18 protein-coding genes are annotated in these 21,085 nt (G+C 67.0%); 13 read left to right on the plus strand and 5 right to left on the minus strand.

Annotation, left to right across the window (positions count from 1 at the left end; all coding sequences use genetic code 11):
• Window positions 1-2: 2 nt before the first annotated feature.
• Window positions 3-1,802 carry a biotin--[acetyl-CoA-carboxylase] ligase gene (locus DR843_RS10965; protein ID WP_146202554.1) on the minus strand — a complete coding sequence of 600 codons (1,800 nt, stop codon included), beginning with the start codon at window positions 1,800-1,802 and terminating at the stop codon, window positions 3-5.
• 24 nt (window positions 1,803-1,826) lie between these two features.
• Here DR843_RS10965 and DR843_RS10970 point away from each other — a divergent pair, with 24 nt between their 5' ends.
• The 5 genes from DR843_RS10970 to DR843_RS10990 all read left to right on the plus strand — a co-directional run bounded on the left by DR843_RS10970 (window position 1,827) and on the right by DR843_RS10990 (window position 8,920).
• Window positions 1,827-3,446: an acyl-CoA carboxylase subunit beta gene (locus DR843_RS10970; RefSeq protein WP_109685785.1), complete on the plus strand. Its 1,620-nt coding sequence runs from the start codon at window positions 1,827-1,829 to the stop codon at window positions 3,444-3,446.
• Entirely contained in the window at window positions 3,443-3,601 is a 159-nt protein-coding gene (locus tag DR843_RS10975) for an acyl-CoA carboxylase epsilon subunit (protein WP_109685787.1), read from the plus strand. The genes DR843_RS10970 and DR843_RS10975 overlap by 4 nt, the downstream gene beginning before the upstream one ends.
• Window positions 3,602-3,610: 9 nt before the next feature.
• On the plus strand, window positions 3,611-5,269 hold the full coding sequence (locus tag DR843_RS10980) for a DUF885 domain-containing protein (RefSeq protein WP_109685789.1): 1,659 nt from the start codon (window positions 3,611-3,613) through the stop codon (window positions 5,267-5,269).
• 141 nt (window positions 5,270-5,410) lie between these two features.
• Window positions 5,411-7,057, plus strand: a complete 1,647-nt coding sequence (locus DR843_RS10985; protein WP_109685791.1) for an APC family permease — start codon at window positions 5,411-5,413, stop codon at window positions 7,055-7,057.
• Between the two features lie 9 nt (window positions 7,058-7,066).
• A complete protein-coding gene (locus tag DR843_RS10990) occupies window positions 7,067-8,920 on the plus strand; it encodes a Na+/H+ antiporter (RefSeq protein WP_109685792.1) in 1,854 nt (617 codons plus the stop codon).
• Here DR843_RS10990 and DR843_RS10995 read toward each other — a convergent pair.
• Window positions 8,896-11,166 carry a glycosyltransferase family protein gene (locus DR843_RS10995; protein WP_109685794.1) on the minus strand — a complete coding sequence of 757 codons (2,271 nt, stop codon included), beginning with the start codon at window positions 11,164-11,166 and terminating at the stop codon, window positions 8,896-8,898. The two genes, DR843_RS10990 and DR843_RS10995, sit on opposite strands and share 25 nt — an antisense overlap.
• Window positions 11,163-12,134 carry a glycosyltransferase gene (locus DR843_RS11000; protein ID WP_245934092.1) on the minus strand — a complete coding sequence of 324 codons (972 nt, stop codon included), beginning with the start codon at window positions 12,132-12,134 and terminating at the stop codon, window positions 11,163-11,165. Before DR843_RS11000 ends, DR843_RS10995 begins: the two co-directional genes overlap by 4 nt.
• 66 nt (window positions 12,135-12,200) lie before the next feature.
• Here DR843_RS11000 and DR843_RS11005 point away from each other — a divergent pair, with 66 nt between their 5' ends.
• The gene (locus DR843_RS11005; protein ID WP_109685797.1) at window positions 12,201-12,803 is read left to right on the plus strand and encodes a Maf family protein; all 603 of its coding nucleotides are present in this window, start codon (window positions 12,201-12,203) and stop codon (window positions 12,801-12,803) included.
• Between the two features lie 19 nt (window positions 12,804-12,822).
• Window positions 12,823-14,091 carry an MFS transporter gene (locus DR843_RS11010; RefSeq protein WP_109685799.1) on the plus strand — a complete coding sequence of 423 codons (1,269 nt, stop codon included), beginning with the start codon at window positions 12,823-12,825 and terminating at the stop codon, window positions 14,089-14,091.
• Here DR843_RS11010 and DR843_RS11015 read toward each other — a convergent pair.
• The gene (locus DR843_RS11015) at window positions 14,054-15,025 is read right to left on the minus strand and encodes a YihY/virulence factor BrkB family protein (protein ID WP_109685801.1); all 972 of its coding nucleotides are present in this window, start codon (window positions 15,023-15,025) and stop codon (window positions 14,054-14,056) included. The two genes, DR843_RS11010 and DR843_RS11015, sit on opposite strands and share 38 nt — an antisense overlap.
• Before the next feature lie 23 nt (window positions 15,026-15,048).
• Between DR843_RS11015 and DR843_RS11020 the strand changes: the two genes are divergently transcribed.
• The 3 genes from DR843_RS11020 to DR843_RS11030 are packed head-to-tail and all read left to right on the plus strand — an operon-like array spanning window position 15,049 to window position 18,938.
• Window positions 15,049-15,891: an AAA family ATPase gene (locus DR843_RS11020; protein ID WP_109688858.1), complete on the plus strand. Its 843-nt coding sequence runs from the start codon at window positions 15,049-15,051 to the stop codon at window positions 15,889-15,891.
• Window positions 15,879-17,159, plus strand: coding sequence for a VWA domain-containing protein (locus DR843_RS11025; RefSeq protein WP_109685803.1), 1,281 nt, complete (start codon window positions 15,879-15,881; stop codon window positions 17,157-17,159). The genes DR843_RS11020 and DR843_RS11025 overlap by 13 nt, the downstream gene beginning before the upstream one ends.
• Before the next feature lie 18 nt (window positions 17,160-17,177).
• Window positions 17,178-18,938 carry an acetyl/propionyl/methylcrotonyl-CoA carboxylase subunit alpha gene (locus DR843_RS11030; RefSeq protein ID WP_109685804.1) on the plus strand — a complete coding sequence of 587 codons (1,761 nt, stop codon included), beginning with the start codon at window positions 17,178-17,180 and terminating at the stop codon, window positions 18,936-18,938.
• On the opposite strand, the gene DR843_RS11035 is transcribed toward DR843_RS11030, so the two are convergent.
• The gene (locus DR843_RS11035; RefSeq protein WP_170119839.1) at window positions 18,928-19,608 is read right to left on the minus strand and encodes a TetR/AcrR family transcriptional regulator; all 681 of its coding nucleotides are present in this window, start codon (window positions 19,606-19,608) and stop codon (window positions 18,928-18,930) included. The two genes, DR843_RS11030 and DR843_RS11035, sit on opposite strands and share 11 nt — an antisense overlap.
• A gap of 33 nt (window positions 19,609-19,641) precedes the next feature.
• On the opposite strand from DR843_RS11035, the gene DR843_RS20095 reads away from it, so the two are divergent.
• Genes DR843_RS20095 through DR843_RS11040 form a run of 3 tightly spaced genes read left to right on the plus strand, consistent with a single transcriptional unit; the run spans window position 19,642 to window position 21,041 of the window.
• Window positions 19,642-19,806 (plus strand): hypothetical protein, encoded by a 165-nt coding sequence (locus DR843_RS20095; protein ID WP_170119840.1) that lies wholly within the window; start codon window positions 19,642-19,644, stop codon window positions 19,804-19,806.
• A 33-nt stretch (window positions 19,807-19,839) separates the two neighbouring features.
• Window positions 19,840-20,031: a hypothetical protein gene (locus tag DR843_RS20100; RefSeq protein ID WP_170119841.1), complete on the plus strand. Its 192-nt coding sequence runs from the start codon at window positions 19,840-19,842 to the stop codon at window positions 20,029-20,031.
• A gap of 8 nt (window positions 20,032-20,039) precedes the next feature.
• The gene (locus DR843_RS11040) at window positions 20,040-21,041 is read left to right on the plus strand and encodes a pirin family protein (protein ID WP_109685808.1); all 1,002 of its coding nucleotides are present in this window, start codon (window positions 20,040-20,042) and stop codon (window positions 21,039-21,041) included.
• Window positions 21,042-21,085: the final 44 nt, after the last annotated feature.

Consider the following 21,085-nt stretch of genomic DNA (forward strand, 5'->3'; position numbering starts at 1 on the left):
TGCTAGTGCGACTCGCGCTTCAGCACCCACGGGATGACTTCACCCAACCCGGTGAGAAATACGGTGGGGTGCGGTACCGCCCGCGCGAGGTCCCCACCGCTGATCGCATCCGCGACTGCTTTGTCCACCAACAGCGTCCCCGGGTCGGCGGCTGCGGTCAGCCGGGCAGCGCGGTTGACGACCGTGCCGTACACGTCCCCGAGCCGGGCCAGGACCCGGCCCTTGGCCATGCCCACCCGCATCCGAGGGATGACGTCGTCCTCGGCCGCCAGATCCAACAGGTCGAATCCGATCGCCACTGCGCCCTCGACGGTGGTGTGGGAGAAGAGCACTTCATCACCCACCGTCTTGATCAACGCACCGCCGTGCGCCGCGACGATGTCGGAGGCCGTCCCCTCGAAACGGGAGACCAGCTGGGCCAGTTCGCGCTCGGACAGTTCGCGGACCAGTTGGGTGAAATTGACCAGGTCCGCGAAACCGATGGTCCGCACGACCCCCACGTGGCTCTCCGGTTCGGCGTCGGCGATCAGCCGGGAGATCGCGACCGCCATGTTGCGGCGCATCACGTAGTTCAGCAACGGCTCGAACGTGTCCATCATCTCCACGGTCCGCTCAGCGGCGAGGAACGCCGTGCGCGAATCGAAGCCTTCGTTCTCCCCGGCCACCATGTCGGTGATCAACTGCAAGGCCCACATGGCCAACCGGTCGGTGGTGCGACCCATCGCCCGCGCCAGACCCATGGCGGTCGTGGCATCGAGGGCGCCTTCGGCCATCGCCTCGTGCAACCGGCGCAGGGCCTGCGCGTCGACCTCGGTGAAGACCAGGTCTTCATCGCGAGGGCTGGCGAAACCGAGCGCACGCCAGATCAACCGGGTCGTCTCGGTGTCAGTGCCGACCGCATGCGCCACATCGGCACGACGCATGGTGCGCGGCGATCCCAGCAGCTCTGACTCCAGATGGTCGACGAACACCGCCGGGTCCGGCTGTTGGATCTTGAAGAACTCATCGTCGATCTCGACCGTGTCCCGGGGACGGACGTGCACGACGTCTCCTGCGGCGTGCGGCACCTGACCGCCGCCGGCTTCCTGCAGCACGATCCGGCCCATCTCGTCGACCGCGACCGCGCGGCCGATCTCCACCGGTCCGTCGCCGAGGCTGATCTGCACCTGTTGGCCGATCGTGACGCAGCTGGCCCGGTAGGTGTGGTCCAGGCTGCCGTCGACCCAGGCCGCCGAGGTGCTCGAGAGTTCTTCCAGGACCGTCGCGATGAGTTCCTCTCGGCTGACGACCGCGCCGCACAGCGACAGGGAGGTCGCTTCGGGCAGCGGCAACTCTTCACGGGATTGGTAGACGTTGATGCCCATCCCGATGATGACCAACGGCTCGGTGCCACCGACGACGTTGCACAAGATGCCGGCCACTTTGCGCCATTCGTCGTGCAGGGTCGCTCGGGCCAGCACGTCGTTGGGCCACTTCAGCCCCAGCTCCACGTCCGTCAGGCGCCGCAGGCTGCGGCGCAACGCCACCCCGACGAGCAGGGGCACCCAGCCCCAGCGGGCCGGATCCGATGGCAGCGGCATGCTGACCGACAGCGCGACCGAACTGCCGGGGGGTGCCTGCCACACCCGGTCCAACCGGCCACGACCCGCACTCTGGAAGTCGGCGGTGAGCGCGGTGAACGGCCGGGCGTCGCGCATCAACTCCTCGTTGGTGGAGCCGACCTCGTCGCGTACGTCGATCCCGGCCCACACCGTGCCGGCCAGACGTTCTCGTAATGCGTCGGCATCAAGATGGTGGCTCACGACACAAGGCTAGAGTCTTGACGCATGAGCGCTGTCGCCACACCCGATCCTTCGTCTGCGCCCGACCCGCATTCAACGGCGGGGCGATTGGCTGATTTGGAGCGCCACCTCGACGAAGCGGTGCACGCCGGTTCGGACCGGGCCGTCGAGAAGCAGCACGCCAAGGGCAAGTTAACCGCCCGCGAGCGCATCGACGCGCTGCTCGATGAGGGCTCGTTCACCGAGTTGGACGCGTTGGCCCGGCACCGATCCACCGCGTTCGGCCAGGACAAGAATCGCCCGTACGGCGATGGCGTGGTGACCGGGTACGGCACCATCGACGGGCGCACCGTGTGCGTCTTCTCCCAGGACTTCACGGTCTTCGGCGGCTCTCTGGGCGAGGTCTTCGGCGAGAAGATCGTCAAGGTCATGGATCTGGCACTGAAGATCGGCTGCCCCGTCGTCGGCATCAATGACTCCGGTGGCGCGCGCATCCAGGAAGGCGTTGTGGCCCTTGGTCTCTACGCCGAGATCTTCCGCCGCAACGTGCACTCCTCCGGCGTCATCCCGCAGATCTCCCTGGTCGTCGGACCGTGTGCTGGCGGGGCGGTCTACTCCCCCGCGATCACCGATTTCACGGTCATGGTCGATCAGACGTCGCACATGTTCGTGACCGGTCCCGACGTCATCAAGACCGTCACCGGTGAGGACGTGGGCATGGAGGAGTTGGGCGGGGCTCGCACGCACAACTCCCGCTCCGGCGTCGCGCACTACATGGCCAGCGACGAGCAGGACGCCATCGACTACGTCAAAGACCTGTTGTCCTACCTGCCGGCCAACAACATGGACGACCCGGTGCTCTACCCGACCGGCGAGATCGGTGAGCCGACGCCGGACGATCTGGCGCTGAACACCCTGATCCCGGACTCGGCCAACGTGCCCTACGACATCGTCACCGCCATCCGGGCCGTGTGCGATGACGGCGAATTCCTCCAGGTGCAAGAGCTCTTCGCACCCAACATCGTGTGCGGTTTCGGCCGCGTCGACGGCTCGCCCGTGGGCGTGATCGCCAACCAGCCGCTGCAGCTGGCGGGCACCCTCAACATCGACGCCTCGGAGAAGGCGGCCCGCTTCGTGCGCACCTGCGACGCCTTCAACGTGCCGATCCTCACCTTCGTCGACGTCCCCGGCTTCCTGCCCGGCACGGACCAGGAGTGGGGCGGGATCATCCGCCGGGGTGCGAAGCTGCTCTACGCGTACTGCGAGGCGACGGTGCCGCTGGTCACCGTGATCACCCGCAAGGCCTACGGCGGCGCCTACGACGTCATGGGGTCCAAGCACATCGGGGCCGACATCAATCTGGCGTGGCCGACGGCGCAGATCGCGGTCATGGGCGCGCAGGGTGCGGTCAACATCCTGCACCGACGCGAGTTGAAGAAGGTCGCGGAGAAGAACGGCGACGCGGCCGTGCAGACCCGGCGCCAGGAGTTGATCACCGAGTACGAAGACACGCTGGCCAATCCCTACATCGCCGCCGAACGCGGCTACGTCGACGCGGTGATCCAGCCCGCCCAGACCCGGATCGAGGTCACCAAGGCGCTGCGAGCGCTGCGGACCAAGCGGGAGAAGTTGCCGCCCAAGAAGCACGGGAACATTCCGCTGTGACCCTCAAGATCGTCTCGGGTAACCCGACACCGGAGGAACTGGCCGCCCTGGTGGCGGTGCTGGCCGCCTCCGGGGCGCCGGCAGCCAGGCCCAAACCACGGTCCCGGTGGAGCGGCCGGCACCCGTGGGGGACACGCTCGTGGCGGGGGCGCTAACGTCACAGGGTGACTGAGCCCACCCGCACTCCCACCCCTGTCGACGCTATCGCGGAGGACTACCACCGCGCCTACCTGGAGCTTTCTCCTACGGCGGCAACGACATTGGGCGTTCCCGGCCATGACGGAGAGTTGGACGACTACTCCCCCGCCGGCCTGGCAGCCAAGACCGATCTGGCCCGTACGACGCTGGCCCGGCTTACCGACGCCACTCCCGTCGACGACGTGGACCGGGTGACGATCGATGCGATGCGCGAACGCCTGGGTCTGCAGGTGGAGTTCGCCGAGGCCGGTCTGGACCGGATGGACCTGAACAACATCGCCTCACCGTTCCAGGAGATGCGCGACATCGTGGACCTGATGTCCACCGACACCGCCGAGCAGCGCGCCGACGTCGCCGACCGGTTGCGGGCGATGCCGACCGCACTGGACCAGTGGTTGGAGTCGCTGCATGCTGCGGCCGACGAGGGCCACGTCGCGGCAGTGCGGCAGGTGCGAGCCTGTATCTCCCAGGCGGCCGACAACACGGCCACGGATGGTTACTTCACAACCCTCGGATCGACGTACCCCGATCTTGCCGACGCGGCGAACGTTGCGGCGCAAGGCTATTCGCGCGCAGCGGAACGCTTGCGCGATGAGATCCTGCCGCTCGCACCCGAAGCCGACGCGGTCGGCAAGGACCGTTACCAACTCAGTTCGCGGCAATTCCTGGGCGCGACGATCGACCTCGCGGAGACCTACGCCTGGGGTCAGGAGGAGTTGGCGCGGATCGTCGCCGACATGGAGCAGACCGCCCAGCGGATCAAGCCCGGCGCCACCCCGCGCGAGGCGATGGACGTCCTTGACGCCGACCCGGACTACCAACTGCACGGCACCGACGAGTTGCAGCGCTGGATGCAGGGCAAGGCCGACCAGGCGATCACCGACCTGGCCGGAACCCATTTCGACATCCCGCAGCCGGTGCGCACGATCCAGTGCATGATCGCCCCGACCACCTCCGGCGGCATCTACTACACCGGCCCGAGCGAAGACTTCTCCCGACCCGGCCGGATGTGGTGGGCGGTGCCCAAGGGGGTCACCGATTTCGGGACGTGGCGTGAGTTGACGACGGTCTACCACGAGGGCGTGCCCGGCCATCACCTCCAGGTGGGCCAGACGATGTACCGGCACGCGCTGTTGAACTCGTGGCGGCGAATGGACGTGTGGGTGTCCGGTTCCGGTGAGGGCTGGGCGCTGTACGCCGAGCGGCTGATGGACGAGTTGGGCTACCTGTCCGACCCCGGCGACCGGATGGGAATGCTGGACGGGCAGTCGCTGCGCGCGGCCCGGGTCGTGCTCGACATCGGCGTGCACTGCGGTTTCGAGGCACCCGCCGAAGTCGGTGGCGGCGCCTGGGACTACGACAAGGCGTGGGCGTTCCTGAAGGCGCACGCAAACATGGCCGACGGTTTCCTGCGTTTTGAGCTGGATCGCTACCTCGGCTGGCCGGGCCAGGCGCCGTCGTACAAGATCGGCGAGCGCCTGTGGCGGCAGTTGCGCACGGATGTGCAAGCGGCGCAAGGCGATTCGTACGACGCCAAGGACTTCCACCGCAAGGCATTGGACGTCGGCTCGATCGGCCTGGATGCGCTGCGGACTGCGGTGCTGCGCGAATTCGACCTCGCCTGAGCCACCTGCCCAACCTGGGAATGTGCTGACAATCCGGCGGAAACCGGCCTGCGGGTCTGGCGACCGGCGCGACGTGGTCTTTACGCTTACGCGATTCACGGGTCGACGTAGCCCCGGACCCGTCGATCCGGAGGTTGCCACATGTCCGCCATCACCACCCACGGTCCCGAAGCAAGCACGGGCGGTCTGCACCGCACCGTTGGTTTCTGGGGACTGTCCTTCGTTTCACTCGGTTCCATCATCGGCTCAGGCTGGTTGCTCGGGGCGCTGACCGCTGCCACGATCGCCGGCGGTGGCGGTTCCTTGATCAGCTGGGTGATTGCGGCGGTCATGCTGATGGTGCTCGCCCTGATCCATGCCGACCTCGGCGCGGCGTACCCGGTTGCCGGAGGCACGTCGCGCTACCCGCACTATGCCTTCGGTGGTCTGGGTGGGTTCGCCGCCGGCTGGGTCACCTACCTGCAGGCGGTGGCCATCGCGCCGCTGGAGGTGGAGGCGTCGTTGAGCTACGTCAACTCGATCGATGCCGTCAAATCGCACGTCAAACTGGTCAACACCAACGGCACGTTGACGCTCGTCGGCATCCTGATCGGCATCGTGGCCATGATCGGCTTCATGCTGATCAACCTGGCCGGTGCGAAATGGATGTCGGACAGCAACACCGCGATCGTGCTGTGGAAGATCTTCGTGCCGCTGCTGACCATCGTCACGCTGCTGTTGGTCAGCTTCCACCCGGGAAACTTCACTGCCGGTGGTGGATTCGCGCCGTACGGCTTCCACGGGATCTTTGCCGCCCTGCCCGCCGGCGTCGTCTTCGCGCTGCAGGGTTTCGAACAAGCAACCCAGATGGCCGGCGAAGCGAAGAACCCGCAGAAGGATGTGGCCAAGGCGATCATCCTGGCCATGGTCGTCGGCGCCATCATCTACATCGGCCTCGAAGTGGCGTTCGTCGGAGCGCTCGACCCGGCGAAGATCGTGCACAACTGGCAGCACCCGATCGGGGTCGGCGACTACGGGCCGTACTACACCCTGGCCATCAACGCGGGTGTCGGTTGGCTGGCCACGATCCTGATCATCGACGCCGTCATCTCCCCTGGTGGCACCGGCCTGATCTACGTGGGGACCACTGCCCGCATCTCCTACGCGCTGGGTCTGCCGGACTCGTTGACCAAGGTCAACAAACGTGGCGTCCCGGTGTGGTCGGTCCTCGTGGCGACAGTGTTCGGCATCCTTTTCCTGATGCCGGCACCCAGTTGGCAGGAGTTGGTCGGCCTGATCACGGGCGCTACGGCACTGATGTACGCGTTCGCACCGATCTCGTTGGGCGCGCTGCGTCGTTCTGACCCCGACCGGGAGCACCCGTACCGCGTGCCCTGGCCAGCCGTCACCCTTCCCGTCGGGTTCGCGTTCGCCAACCTCATCATCTACTGGGGCACCTTCACCTCGACCTGGAAGCTGGCGATCGGTGTGGTGATCGGCGGCGCGATCTACCTGCTGGCGGCATTGGTCAACGCCAAGAACGTCGACCCCGACCGGGCCCGGTGGCGGTTCCTGATCTGGTTGGTGATCTGGCAGGTGGGGCTGATCCTGCTGGGTTGGGCGGGCAACTACGGCGGGAAGGGCTACCTGCCCGACGACTGGGACGCACTCGTGGTCGCAGCCTTCGCCGTCGCCATGTACTACTTCGCGGTGCTTCGGATGGCTTACCCCCGCGAAGAGGTCGAACCGGTTGTGGACGCCGACCTGTCCCACCCCACCGAATTGCGGACTTCGTCGGGTATCGCCTGACAATGGGGCGTGCACATCGCCGTACCGCTCCTGTTGCTGCTCACCGGAGCGGTGGCCATCGGCACGCTGGCCGAGCGCTTCCGCGTCTCTGCGCCATTGGTGCTGGTGGCCGTCGGCGCGGCACTGTCGTTCGTGCCGGGGATGCCGCGGATCGAGATCGAGCCTGAGTTCATCCTGCTGGGTCTGCTGCCGCCGTTGCTGTTCGCGGCCGCCTCCCAGACCTCCTTGGTCGACCTGCGGCGCGACCGCCGCCAGATCCTGAGCTTGTCGGTCCTGCTGGTGCTCGTCACGGCGTTCGGGGTGTCCCTCATCGCCTGGTGGCTGATGGGGATCCCGTACGCCGCGGCGCTGGCTCTGGGTGCCATCGTCGCCCCACCCGATGCGGTGGCCGCAACCGCCGTCGCCCGGCGAATGGGTCTGCCGCGGCGGGTCGTTGCCGTGCTGGAAGGGGAATCGCTCTTCAACGACGCGACCGCGCTGGTCACCGTCAACACGGCCAAGAGCATTCTGGTCAGCGGCAGTGTGACGGTGCTCGCGGTCACCGGCCAGTTGGCCCTGGCGGTCGTCGGCGGCATCGCGGTCGGTCTGCTCGCCTACCTGATCCTGGCCTGGATCCGCCGGCAGGTCACCGACACAACGGTGAGCGTGGCGATCTCGTATCTGACGCCGTGGCTGGCCTACCTGCCCGCCGAAGCCATCCACGCCTCAGGGGTTTTCGCGGTCGTCATCTGTGGTGTCCTGCTCGCGCACCAGGCACCGAGCATCCAGACCGCCGCCTCCCGGGTCTCCGAACGGCTGAACTGGCAGTCGTTGCAGTACGTCCTGGAGAGCGTCGTCTTCCTGCTGATCGGACTGGAGGTCCGCACGATCGTCGAGGACGTCCGCCTGAGCACCGTGGGCGTCGCGGTGCTGGTGCTGCTGACGGTGATGGTGCTGCGACCGCTCTACGTGATGACCGTCGGGTTTCTGACCTGGAGATTACGCCCGGACGATCCCGACAACTTGCGTCCGCGCGAGGCTGCGGTGGTGTCATGGGCGGGGATGCGTGGCGTGGTCACCCTGGCTGCGGCGTTCCTCCTGCCGGAGCAGACCCCGCAGCGCGAGGCGCTGATCTTCATCGCTCTCTTCGTCACCATCGGCACGCTGATCATCCACGGCTTCACCCTCAGCGCGGTGGCCCGCGCGCTGCACCTGCACGGACCTGACCCCCGCGAGGACGCGCTGCAACTGGCGCAGATCATCCAGGCCGCCACCCAGGCCGGCGACCAGCGTCTCGAGCAGGAGCTGGACGATCGGGTCCCCGAGAACGTCGTGGAGGCGCTGCGCCGGCAGAACGAGAACCGCGCCAACCTGGCGTGGGAGCAACTGGGCCGGCCCGACCACGAGACGGACACCCCCACCGAGGAGTACCGCCGGTTACGGCTGTCGATGCTGGACGCCGAACGCGCGAAGGTGCTGAAGATGCGCGACAACGCGCTCGCTGATCACGCGCTGCTGGCCACCGTGCTGGAGCAACTGGACATCGAGGAGTCGATGATCGGTTACGTCCACGGGACGCAGGACGATCTGCGTGACCGGATCCTGCTGACTCCGGAGCCGCGGCGCGGCGCGTGCGACCACCTGCGCGAGGCCCCTGTGGCAGTGGATCCGTTGACGCCACAGGGGTGCCCGGACTGCGAGCGCGAAGGCACGCAACCGGTGCATCTGCGCCTGTGCCTCACCTGCGGCAACGTCGGCTGCTGCGACTCCTCCATCGGCCAGCACGCGACGCGCCACTTCCACGACAGCGGCCACCCGGTGATGCGATCCTTCGAACCCGGGGAGGGCTGGATGTGGTGTTACGTTGACCGGTTGCCGGGCTGAGCCACCCGGCGACGCCGGACCAGCCAGTACAGCGCGTTGAGCACCATCAGCAGGACAACGAACAGCGAGATGGCGACCGCGGGTACGAAGTGCGCGGGCCGGTAGGAGAAACTCACCGTGGACTTGCCCGCGGGCACGGATATCGACTGGTACAGCTGGCTCTTGCTGTCCGCGACGTGGTGCGCGGTGCCGTTGATGGTGGCCGTCCATCCCGGGCTGGACAGCTGGCGGCGCACCAGCGTCGTTGCCTGCGGGCAGTCGAGGGTGACGTCGCTGAGCGTCTGCTGTTGCACGGTGCAGCCGGCGGTAGTCGTGTAGTACGGCGATGACTTCGCGTCGTACCAGATGTCGGCGGTGCCGTTGCTGAAGGCTTTGGTCAGGTCGTACTTCTGGGCGTCCGCGGGCGTGACGACACCGGGGCGGGTGACCAGGTATTTGACGCCGGCCTGTCGGTAGACCGCTTGCTTCTCGCCGTAACCGGCCAACAGGATGCGCTGGACCTTGACGCTCTGGTTGTGCACCACGAGCCGGTAGGGAATGTACTGGCCGCGCACGAAGGGCGACAGCGACGACCAATTGTCCGGTCGCAACTCGTTGATGACCAGATCGGCGTACTTCTGGGGCACCGGCAAGTCGTTGGCGTTGAGCTGCGCGATGCGCCAGTACGAGCCGTAGTTGGCTTCGATCGGACCTAGGGTGAAGAACCGCGAGGTCCCGAGGTTGGCCTGCAGGAATTCCACGGGCGCCAGGTCAACACCCTTGTTGGGGCTGGCTGACAGTTGCGGCACGGCGTACGTCCCAGCGGCATTGACGACCACGATGCCGGCTGCTGCCAGCGCCAGGACGTGTGCCCGCGCCGGTCGGGAGCGGACGAGCAGGAACAGGACCACCAGGCAGGCGCACGCCACGGTGGTCCAGGTCATCGCCGCGGCGGTCCAGCGATGGTTGACCAGGACGCCCTCGCGGGCCGCGAAGACCAGGGCAGTGACGGCGTACCCGACGGCCAGGACGGCGGCGAGCAGCACCGTCCAGCGGCGTACGGTCGCGTTGCGAAGATCGTCGATGCCGTACGCCGCGCAGATGGCCACGGCGAACTCGATCAGGATCAGGCCGTACTTGGCCACGAGGATGTTGCGTAACCCGGGAACCGCGTTGACGACATGCTGCGCCAGGGACAGACCGAACATGTTGAGCACCAGGATGGTGACCACCAGGACCAGGAAGGCCTGCATCATCCGCGACCGCCGACCCAACAGGCCCACCACGGCCGCGATGAGGGTGACCAGGGTCAGATAACCGGCCTGTCCGTGGGAGATCGCGTTGCCGGTCGCCCCCACCGCGTAGGGCAGCGCCAATGAGGTGATCTTGGCGCCCGGATACGCGAAGTCGTTGGCGTTGCCCTCGTGGTAGCCGGTGAAGCCGAAGCTCAGGAAATGAGTGAAGGCAACGATCGCCGGTAGCGCCAGCGCGACGCCGGCGACGACCGCAAGAACGGTCCACCCCGCGAACGGGCGACGTCGACCGGGCAGGGAGGTCAACCGCACGAAGGCCCAACCCGCCGTGAACAAGCCTTCCAACAGGGCGGTCTCGGGGAACCCGGCGAAGAGCATGAATGCGAACGCGAAGGCCAACACCCACAGGCCAAGAGCCGGTCGGCGGTGTTCGCGCACTGCGCGGCCGATCAGTTCAACTCCCCACAGCGCCATCGGCAGGAAGGCGATCGGGTTGAACGGGGCGTTGGTCATGACGGAGAACGCGCCGTTGAGTCCGAAGATGCAGGCACCGGCGGTGGCTGCCGTCCAGGACAGCCGCAGCGAACGCAGGAAACCCAGCATGGTGAACGCGGCGACGAACTCCAGGACCACGTGCATCAGGAAGGCGCCGCCGGGCAGGGCTTGCAACAGGATGAACGGCAGGAAGAGTGCCGCGGACTGCATCTCCCCGGCCAGCGGTTGGCCGAGTCCTTCGTAGAGGTTCCACAACGGGACCTGTCCGTCGAACCACGTCGTGGCCGCGAGGTGGCCGAGAGCCTGGACCGTCCACCCGTAGTTGGCGTCGATGGTGGTGGCGCCGTAGACCAGGCCGGGCTCGGGATCGCCCAGGCCCGAGTAGTACAGCATCGGGTTGTCGGTGCGGATGCGCAGCAGATAGCTGGCATTCGCCAGCAGCACGACCACGGTCACACACAGGACCGAGATGACTGCTGGGGAGCGCAGCCGGCCGGTCCGACCCTGCGGCGCCGTCACGTGGTCGGTCCGGAATGGGTCACCGACGGCAGCCGCAGATACGCCAACCGGGCGTTCTCCTGCCGCAGCCGCAGGATCCCGTTCAGGATCAGCCCGATGACGAAGCTCATGATGCCGACCATGACCAACCCGGTGGCCAGAATGGCGGTGGGCAGGCGGGGCACTTCGTGGGTCTGGGCGTAGGTGACCAGCAGCGGAATGCCCAGGATGATCGCGATGAGGACGAAGATCGAACCAATGGCGGAGAACAGCGCGAGCGGACGTTCGTACTGCAGCAGGCCGCCGATCAGTCGCAGGATCCGGAATCCGTCGTGATACGTGCGCAACTTGCTCTCACTGCCGTCCGGGCGGTCCTTGAACCCCACGGGGACCTCGACCTGCGGCACGCGCAGGTTGACGGCGTGGACGGTCAGTTCGGTTTCGATCTCGAACTCACGTGACAGGGCCGGGAACGACTTCACGAAGCGTCGGGAGAAAACCCGGTAACCAGAGAGCATGTCGGTGACCTGCTCGCCGAACAAGGCACCGATCAGTTTGTTGAACATCCGGTTACCCGCAGCGTGGCCCGGCCGGTACGCCGTGGCTTCCGGGTCGTCGGTCCGGGTGCCGAGCACGTGGTCGTACGGACCGGACAACAACGTCTTGATCATGGTCGGTGCGGCACTGGCGTCGTAGGTGTCGTCCCCGTCGATCAACAGGTAGACATCGGCTTCGATATCGGCGAACGCGCGGCGCACCACGTTGCCCTTACCGGGACGGGACTCGGTCCGCACCACGGCCCCGGCCGCAGCAGCGACCTCAGCCGTCCGGTCGGAGGATCGGTTGTCGTAGACGTACACCGTCATACCGGGGACGGCGGCCAACAGGTCCTTCACCACCGTGCCGACCGCGATCTCCTCGTTGTAACACGGGACGATTGCCGCGATCTGTAGACCGTCGAACGCCACTTCAGGACCTGCCGAAATCACCAGCGCACCTTAGCAACCCGAGACGGACAAACCGCCCACGCCGCGCTGCGCTCTAACCTGCCCTTCATGGACCTGGTGCTGGCCTCCGCTTCCCCTGCCCGGCTGAAGACCCTGCGCGCAGGGGGCATCGAACCGCGGGTCATCGTCTCCGCGGTCGACGAGCCGGCGACCCTGGCGCAGGCGGAGGGGGCGTACGGCGCTCTGGCGCCGATCGACGTACCCCTCCTGCTCGCCCGGGCCAAGGCGCAGGACGTCGCCCCGCAGGCTCCCCAGTCGCTGGTCCTGGGTTGTGACTCGGTCCTGGAGTTCGAGGGCGAGGTGCTCGGCAAACCGGCCGACGCAGCGCAGGCGACGACGAGGTGGCGGCGGATGCGCGGCCACAGCGGTGTCCTGCACACCGGGCACTGGCTGATCCTGGGGGACGCGGCCGTCGGCGCGACGGTCTCCACCACGGTGCACTTCGCGGAGTTGGACGACGACGAGATCGACTTCTACGTTGCGACGGGCGAGCCGCTGCAGGTGGCGGGCGCGTTCACCATCGATGGGATCGGCGGCGCGTTCATCAGCGGGATCGAGGGCGACCACCACAACGTGATCGGGGTCAGCCTGCCGGCGCTGCGCGACCTGACCGCGCAATTGGGTATTCCGTGGATCACATTGCTTGGCTAATGATCGCTAGCGTGGAGGAATGCCCACTCCGCTGACATCGGATCAACGCAACTCCTTCGCCGCCGCCTACCTCGGCTGGGCGATGGATGCGTTCGACTACTTCCTGGTCGTGCTCATCTACGCCGACATCGCCAAGGACTTCGACGTCCCGCTGACCAAGATGGCGCTCATCACGACCATGACGCTGATCATGCGGCCGGTCGGTGCGTTCGTCTTCGGGCTGTGGGCCGACCGCAAGGGCCGGCGGATCCCGCTGATGACCAACGTGGCCTTCTACAGCACGGTCGGCTTCCTGTGCGCGTTCGCGCCCAACTTCACCGTCCTGATCATCCTGCGGATGCTCTACGGCATCGGCATGGGTGGCGAGTGGGGTCTTGGCGCCGCGCTGGCCATGGAGAAGATCCCCGCCGAGCGGCGCGGCTTCTTCTCCGGCTTCCTGCAGAGCGGGTACTCGATGGGCTACCTGTTCGCCGCGCTCGCCTTCCTGCTGCTGAACACCTGGCTGGGGCTGAACTGGCGCTGGATGTTCGCCTTGTCGATCATCCCGGCGGCGATCTCCTTGTTGATCAGGGCCCGGGTCAAGGAGTCCGAGGTCTGGGAGCAGACCCGCGAACGCGTGAAGGCCACCCGGACGCGCACCCGGGACATCTTCGCCAACCCGGTGATCTGGAAGCGGTTCGTCTTCCTGGTGCTGCTGATGACCGCCTTCAACTGGATGAGCCACGGCACCCAGGACGTCTACCCGACGTTCCTGAAGGCCACCGACGACCACGGCGCCGGCCTGGCCAAGAGCACCGCGACCTGGATCGCCGTGATCTACAACATCGGCGCGATCATCGGTGGCCTGATCGCCGGCGCGCTCTCGGAGAAGTACGGCCGCAAGGCGATCATCATCGGTTGCGCGGTCCTCGCCCTGCCCATCGTGCCGATCTTCGCCTTCTCCACGACCGCAGGCATGTTGACCCTCGGCTCGTTCCTGATGCAGGTGATGGTGCAGGGCGCCTGGGGTGTCATCCCCGCACACCTGACCGAGTTGTCACCCGATGAGATCCGCGGGTTCTACCCCGGCGTCACCTATCAGCTCGGCAACTGCCTGGCCGCGTTCAACCTGCCGATCCAGGAGGCGCTGGCCAGTTCGCACGGCTACCCGTTCGCGCTGGCCGCAACGATCGTGCCGGTGCTGATCGCGGTCATCGTGCTGACCGCTGTGGGCAAGGAGAACAAGGGTGTCGCCTTCGGGCAGTCATCGGTCATTTCTGATCCGGCTCCCGCTCAAACTCCACGGTGATCTCCTCGAACCCCTTGTAGCGCTGGGCCCGGGCCCGACCGGCGTACATCGCCTGGTCGGCCCGAGTCAGCTCGACGTTGTCACTGAACGGGGTGAGCAGGGACCGGGGGTAGAGCCGCTTGCGCCACACCACGTTGATCTCCATGGCCAGGATCAGACTCATCGCCACCAAGTAGACGAAGGCCAACAGACCCAGGACGATCGCGAACACCCCGTCGACACTCGATGCCTTGGCCACGACCCCGGACACGTACGACGACCCGAACCCCTGCAGCACGCGCAACAGAATCGTGGCGACGATCGCCCCCGGCAGGACATGCCACGGCCGCACCTTGGACGACGCGCTGAGTTGGAAGATGAACATCATCGACGCGACGATCAACGGGAACGCGACGGTGTCGGCGATGAGCGCGCTGTGGTCACCGAGGAACGTCCAGCGGCTGATGATCACATTGGCCAGGCTCACGCCGAAGACGCCGATGCCCATCATCAGGATGATCAGAATCGACTTCCCTCGTGCGACAAAGGGATTGGGTCGGTTGTTGCGCGGCACCTGCCACACCTGGTTGGAGACGTACTGGATTGCCTGGGCCGCTCCGAGCGCACCGTAGAGAGCCACGATGACGCCGACGAGAATGGCCGTCCAACTGCCGCCCAGGCTCTGCGGAGTCTTCAACTGGTCACCGATGACCGGGAACTCGCTCAGCGCCGAGTCGATCAGCTCCTGCTGCAGATGCGGGTGGCCCTGCAGCACGATCGACAGGATCGTACTGGCCAGCAACAGCAACGGGAAGATCGAGACAAACGCGTAGTAGGTCACCAGCGCCGACAGATAGGTGCCGTAGTCGTCGAAGAACTTGTAGATCACACCGATCGGGAATCCGAGGACGGCGTGCCGCTGCTGGAAGGCGTCCACGCGCCGGGTCAGCGACATGCCCGAACGTTACCCTCACTAGCGTGAGTGAGCCGTGGTTCTGCGACCCCGATGATGTCAGCGCGGCCCTCGAGCGCGCCGGATACCTACCGGACGACGCCATTGCCACGACCGTCTTCCTCGCCGACCACTTGCAGCGGCCGCTGCTGCTGGAAGGGCCCGCGGGCGTCGGGAAGACCGCTCTCGCGGCGGCGCTCGCAACCGCCACGGGGTCCTCGCTCATTCGTCTGCAGTGTTACGAGGGTGTCGACGAGGCCCGGGCGCTGTACGAGTGGAACCACGCCGCGCAACTGCTGCGGATCACTGCGGCCGGCGACGACTCCAGCGTGTTCACCGAGGAGTTCCTGCTGCCCCGCCCGTTGCTGAAGGCGGTCCGCAACCCCTCACGCGCCGTACTGCTGATCGATGAGTTGGACAAGGCCGACGAGGAGATGGAGGGTCTGCTGCTGGAATTGCTGTCCGAGTTCCAGGTGACCATCCCGGAGTTGGGCACGATCAAGGCCAAGCACACCCCGTTGGTCATCCTGACCTCCAACGCCCAGCGGGAGTTGTCCGAGGCGCTGCGGCGCCGATGCCTCTACCTGCATCTGGACTACCCGACCCAGGACCGCGAGCGCGAGATCGTGCAGTTGCACGCACCCGGCCTGCCCGAGGCGCTCACCGCCTCGGTGGTGCGCACTGTTGCTGCGCTGCGCGACCTCGACCTGCGTAAAGCGCCCTCGATCTCGGAGACCGTCGACTGGGCGCGCACCCTGCTGGCCCTCGGCGCCGATGATCTCGATCCGGCTCTGGTCGAACGAACCCTCGGGGTGGTGCTCAAACACCAGACCGACATCGACACCGTGCGCGCGGCATGGCTGAAATAGCCGACCGGCTGGTCGAATTCAGCCACGCGCTGCGCGACCACGGAATACCCGTCGGCACCAGCGAGGGCATCGACGCGGCCCTGGCGGCGCGGGCTCTCGGGTTCGCCGAGCGCGAGCGCCTACGGGCCGGCCTGGCCAGTGCGCTGACCGGGTCACCGGACGAGCGGGCCATCTTCGATCCGCTCTTCGATGTGTACTTCCCGATCGCGGTCGGCGTCCGGCCCGTCGAGGACCGTGACCTGCTGGCGGACCTGAGGACCGCTCTGGCGCAGGGTGATTCACTTGAGCAACTGGCGATGGACGCGGTCACCCAGCACGGCCAGGTCGGCTCGGGTTGGTCGGCCCAGCAGACGCTGCAACAGCTGCGGCCCGAGCGGGCGATCGCCGGGGCGAGCAAAGGCGACGGCGGCATCGCCCAGGCGTACGAACGGGACGAACTGCGCGCCCAGGTCCGCCACTTCCGCGGGTTGATCGAGGCCGAGGCACGGCGCCGCAACGCCGAGATCCGAGGCGTCGAACAGATCAGCCGGTACGCCGTGGACAAGACCATACTCGAGCGTGACCTTCTCGGGCTGGGACCAGGCGACCTGGCAGCACTGAAAGCCGAACTGGTCCCGCTGGCAAAGAAACTCGCGGCCCGACTGAAAGCCAAGGAGACCGCGCGAGGCCCGATCGACGTACGCCGAACCATGCGTTCGTCGATGTCGACCGGTGGCGTGCCGATGGACCCGGTCTATCGCAAACGCAGCAAGCACCGGCCCGACCTGGTGGTACTGGCGGACCTGTCCGGCTCGGTCGGCGGCTTCTCGATGTTCACGCTGCTGCTGCTCAAGGCGCTGCACAGCCACTTCCGGCGGCTGCGGGTCCTGGGGTTCGTCAGTAGCGCCGCCGACATCACCGAGTTGATCACCGGCGACCTGTTGAACGGCTCCCTGACCTACTGGGCGCTGGAACGACCTGAGCTGACGCGGCGCGGGCGGTCCAGCAACTACGAACAGTCGCTACGCGACCTTCTGGCGGCCGACGGGCTGACCGCTCGCTCGACGCTGCTCATCCTCGGCGACGCACGCAGCAACCACGCCCGGCCGGATCTGGACACGCTGGAGGCGATCCGACGCAAGGTACGCCGGGTGTACTGGCTCAACCCCGAGGCGCGCACGAGGTGGGATACCGGCGACTCGGTCGCCTCGGCGTACGGGCAGATCGTTCCCATGCACGAGGTGCGCACGGCGGCAGGTCTCCGACACTTCGTCGAACAGGTCCTGTGACTCACTAGAGTCAGAGCCATGCCCTCCGTGTCCAAAGTCCTCATCGCTAACCGGGGCGAGATCGCCGTCCGGGTCGCCCGAGCCTGCAAGGACGCAGGCATCGCTTCCGTGGCGGTCTACGCCGATCCGGACCGGGACGCACTGCACGTGCGCGTCGCGGACGAGGCCTACGCACTGGGCGGTGCCACGCCCGGTGAGTCCTACCTGAAGCAGGACAAGTTGCTCGAGGTCGCGGCGCAGTCCGGCGCCGATGCGGTGCACCCCGGCTATGGCTTCCTGTCGGAGAACGCCGACTTCGCGCAGGCGGTCCTGGACGCCGGGTTGACGTGGATCGGGCCCCCGCCGGCGGCGATCGACTCGCTCGGCGACAAGGTCAAGGCGCGGCACATCGCGACGAAGGCCGGCGCTCCCCTGGTGCCCGGCACCAACGACCCGGTCGCCGACGCGGACGAGGTGGTCGCCTTCGCGCGCGAGCACGGTTTGCCGGTGGCGATCAAAGCGGCGTACGGCGGTGGCGGGCGCGGCCTGAAGGTGGCCCGCACGCTGGAGGAGATCCCCGAGCTCTACGACTCGGCGGTGCGCGAAGCGGTCACGGCATTCGGCCGCGGCGAATGCTTCGTCGAGCGGTTCCTGGACAAGCCGCGGCACGTGGAGACGCAGTGCCTCGCCGATGCGGCCGGCAACGTGGTGGTCGTGTCGACGCGGGACTGCTCGCTGCAGCGACGCAACCAGAAGTTGGTTGAGGAGGCTCCCGCGCCGTACCTGACGGATGCGCAACACGACGAACTGGTGCGTGCCTCGAAAGCCATTCTGCGCGAAGCGAATTACGTCGGAGCCGGGACCTGTGAGTTCTTGGTCGGGCAGGACGGCGTCATCTCCTTCCTGGAGGTCAACACCCGCCTGCAGGTCGAGCACCCGGTGTCCGAGGAGGTCACCGGGATCGACCTGGTCCGCGAGCAGTTCCGCATCGCCGCTGGCGGCACCGTGGACTACCCCGACCCGGTCCCGCACGCGCACTCCATCGAATTCCGCATCAACGGTGAGGACGCGGGTCGCGGATTCCTGCCTGCACCCGGCACGGTCACGCTCTTCGACGCACCGTCCGGACCCGGCGTGCGCGTCGACTCCGGGGTCGTCAGCGGCGACATCATCGGCGGCGCGTTCGACTCGATGCTGGCCAAGCTGATCGTGACCGGGGCAACCCGGCAGCAGGCGCTGGAGCGCTCCCGTCGGGCCTTGGACGAATTGGTCATCGAGGGCATGCCCACGGTGCTGCCGTTCCACCGCGTGGTCGTGCGAGACCCGGCGTTCGCGACCGACGATGACACGCCGTTCACCATCCACACCCGCTGGATCGAAACGGAATTCGACAACCAGATCCCTGCCTACTCAGGCGCGCTCGACGACGCTGACGAACCGCAGGAGCGGCAGAGCCTGGTGGTCGAGGTGGGCGGCAAGCGACTGGAAGTGAGTCTGCCCGCCGGTTTCTCCGGTGCCGCGGCGGCACCCGCTGGTCCCGCCAAGCGCAAGAAGCGCGCCGGTGGCGGCGGGACCAAGGTCTCCGGCGACGCGCTGACCGCGCCGATGCAGGGCACCATCGTCAAGGTCCTGGTCGCCGACGGCGATCAGGTCGCGGCCGGTGACACCGTCGTGGTGTTGGAGGCGATGAAGATGGAGCAGCCGATCACCGCGCACAAGGACGGCACGATCAGCGGGCTGTCGGCGAGTGTCGGCGAGACAGTCACCTCGGGCACGGTGCTGGCGACGATCAGCGACTGAGCTGCAGCTGCTCCGCGTCGAGCGCCGCCACGTCGGCAGCGTCCAGGTTCAGGATGCCCAGCACGAGGATCCCGATGGTGTGCCGCAGGTAGCCTTCGCGGGCAGCCGGCTGCAGCTTCATCGAGCTCACCACGATGCCCTCGAGCGAGGACACCAACGCCTTCGCGCGCATCTGCGGAGCCGAGATACCCATCCGCTCGATGATCGTCTCGACGATGAAGGCCATCATCTCGCGCCAGTGGTTGGCGGCGGGTGCGAGCGTCGGCTTGCGCAGTGACTCGAAGCTCAATTCACCCATCGCGATGACCAGCGTCGCGTCCTGGGTCCACCCGTGCAGCAGTTTGGTGCACGCGTTCACCACGAAAACCCGGTTCAGGATCTGCTCATCGGAGAAGCCCTCACCCATGGCTGCTACATCGCTGGTGAAGTGGGCTCCCACGTGCTCGGTGAGCGCGGTCAGCAGCGCCAATCGGGTGCGGTAGTACACCGAGCAGGTACCTTCGGGCAGTCCTGCCTCGCGGTCGACCGCCCGGTGGGTGAGTCCTCGCAAACCCTGCTCAGCCACGACCGCTGCCGCGGACTCCAAGAGGTGCAGCTGGCGGGCCGCAGTCCCCTCCGGACGGCTGCGGCGACCACGTGCGGCGCGACGGCGCTCAAGGGACTTCGACACGCGCTCAGCGTAGTCCCGGCATACGGTGGCGGTATGAGATGGGGCAATCTGCTGCCGCTGCTGGTGGTCATCGCACTCGCCGTGGCGTATGTCCGGTGGGTGCGACCGCGGATCCGGCAGGCGCGTTACGACCGGTGGGAACGCGAGGGTTTGCTGCCGGACCAGACGGGTGAGCGACGTCACGACGATTCGACTTGAGCACGATCTTTCTACATCTGTAGTGTCTTTCGCATGGCTGACATTACCTTCGCTGTCACGGCGTTCGCCATCATCGGTGGCGTCGCGGCCCTCGTGTCCATCGGCATCTACGCAACGGTGCTGACCCACTTCTTCGTGGCGAACCGCAAGGTCCGCCTCGCCAGCCACGAGGCCCTCGTGCCCTACTACCGCGACGGATGGCGGTACGGATTCGCCACTGCCTAAGGTGGCGTATGACCAACCCTGACCCGCACCCGCTCGAGGTACCCATCCACGCCGCGCCCTGCGCGGGCCGCAGCGAGTTGCTCACCGCGCGCGATGTCCCCCTCGGCGGGTTGCGGGCCATGACGGTACGTCGCACCATCCCCCAGCGCGCCCGGAGCCTGATCGGGGCATGGTGTTTCGCTGATCATTACGGCCCGGACGACATTTCACAGACCGGCGGAATGCAGGTCGCACCTCACCCGCACACCGGATTGGCCACGGTCAGTTGGCTTTTCGAGGGCCGGATCCAGCATCGTGACTCCGCTGGCAATGTGCAGGCGGTGCTGCCCGGCGAACTCAACTTGATGAACGCCGGCCGCGGGATCAGTCATTCGGAGATCTCCGATCCCGCCGGTCCGGCCACGTTGCACGGTGTGCAGTTGTGGGTCGCCCTCCCCGACCCGGATCGCTTCAGCGAGCCGACCTTGCACCATTTCGTGCCTCCGGTCAGCGAGTCCGATGGCGTCCGCCTCCGGGTTTTCCTGGGATCCGCCGCCGGGCAGTCCAGCCCGGTCCCGACGTACACCGCCCTGCTCGGCGCCCAACTCGATTTCGCTCCTGGCGCCCGGGTCGAGCTCGACCTGGAGCCCGACTTCGAGTACGGCGTCCTGGTCGATTCCGGGCACGTCACCGCCGCCGGCGAACCGGTGGCTCCGGCCGAGTTGCGCTACTTCCCACCCGGCGCAGCACGGATGTCCCTGGTTGCTGGTGCTGAGCCGGCCCGGGTGATCCTGCTGGGCGGCGAACCACTGGGCGAGTCGCTGGTCATGTGGTCGAACTTCGTCGGACGCGATCACGACGAGATCGCGTCGTTCCGGGAGGAGTGGCAACACCAGATCACCCGTGACGGCGCGCTGATCACCGACACGCAGGACAGCGCACCAGGACGATTCGGGCGAGCCGAAGGCGACCATCTGCCCCCGATCCCAGCCCCGACCATGCCCGGCACTCGGCTGAAGCCCCGCGGCTGACGCGCTATGTCAACGCCGACCCATGATCAAAACTGAGTCGACGG

This window comes from Branchiibius hedensis (genome assembly GCF_900108585.1).
GTDB lineage: Bacteria > Actinomycetota > Actinomycetes > Actinomycetales > Dermatophilaceae > Branchiibius > Branchiibius hedensis.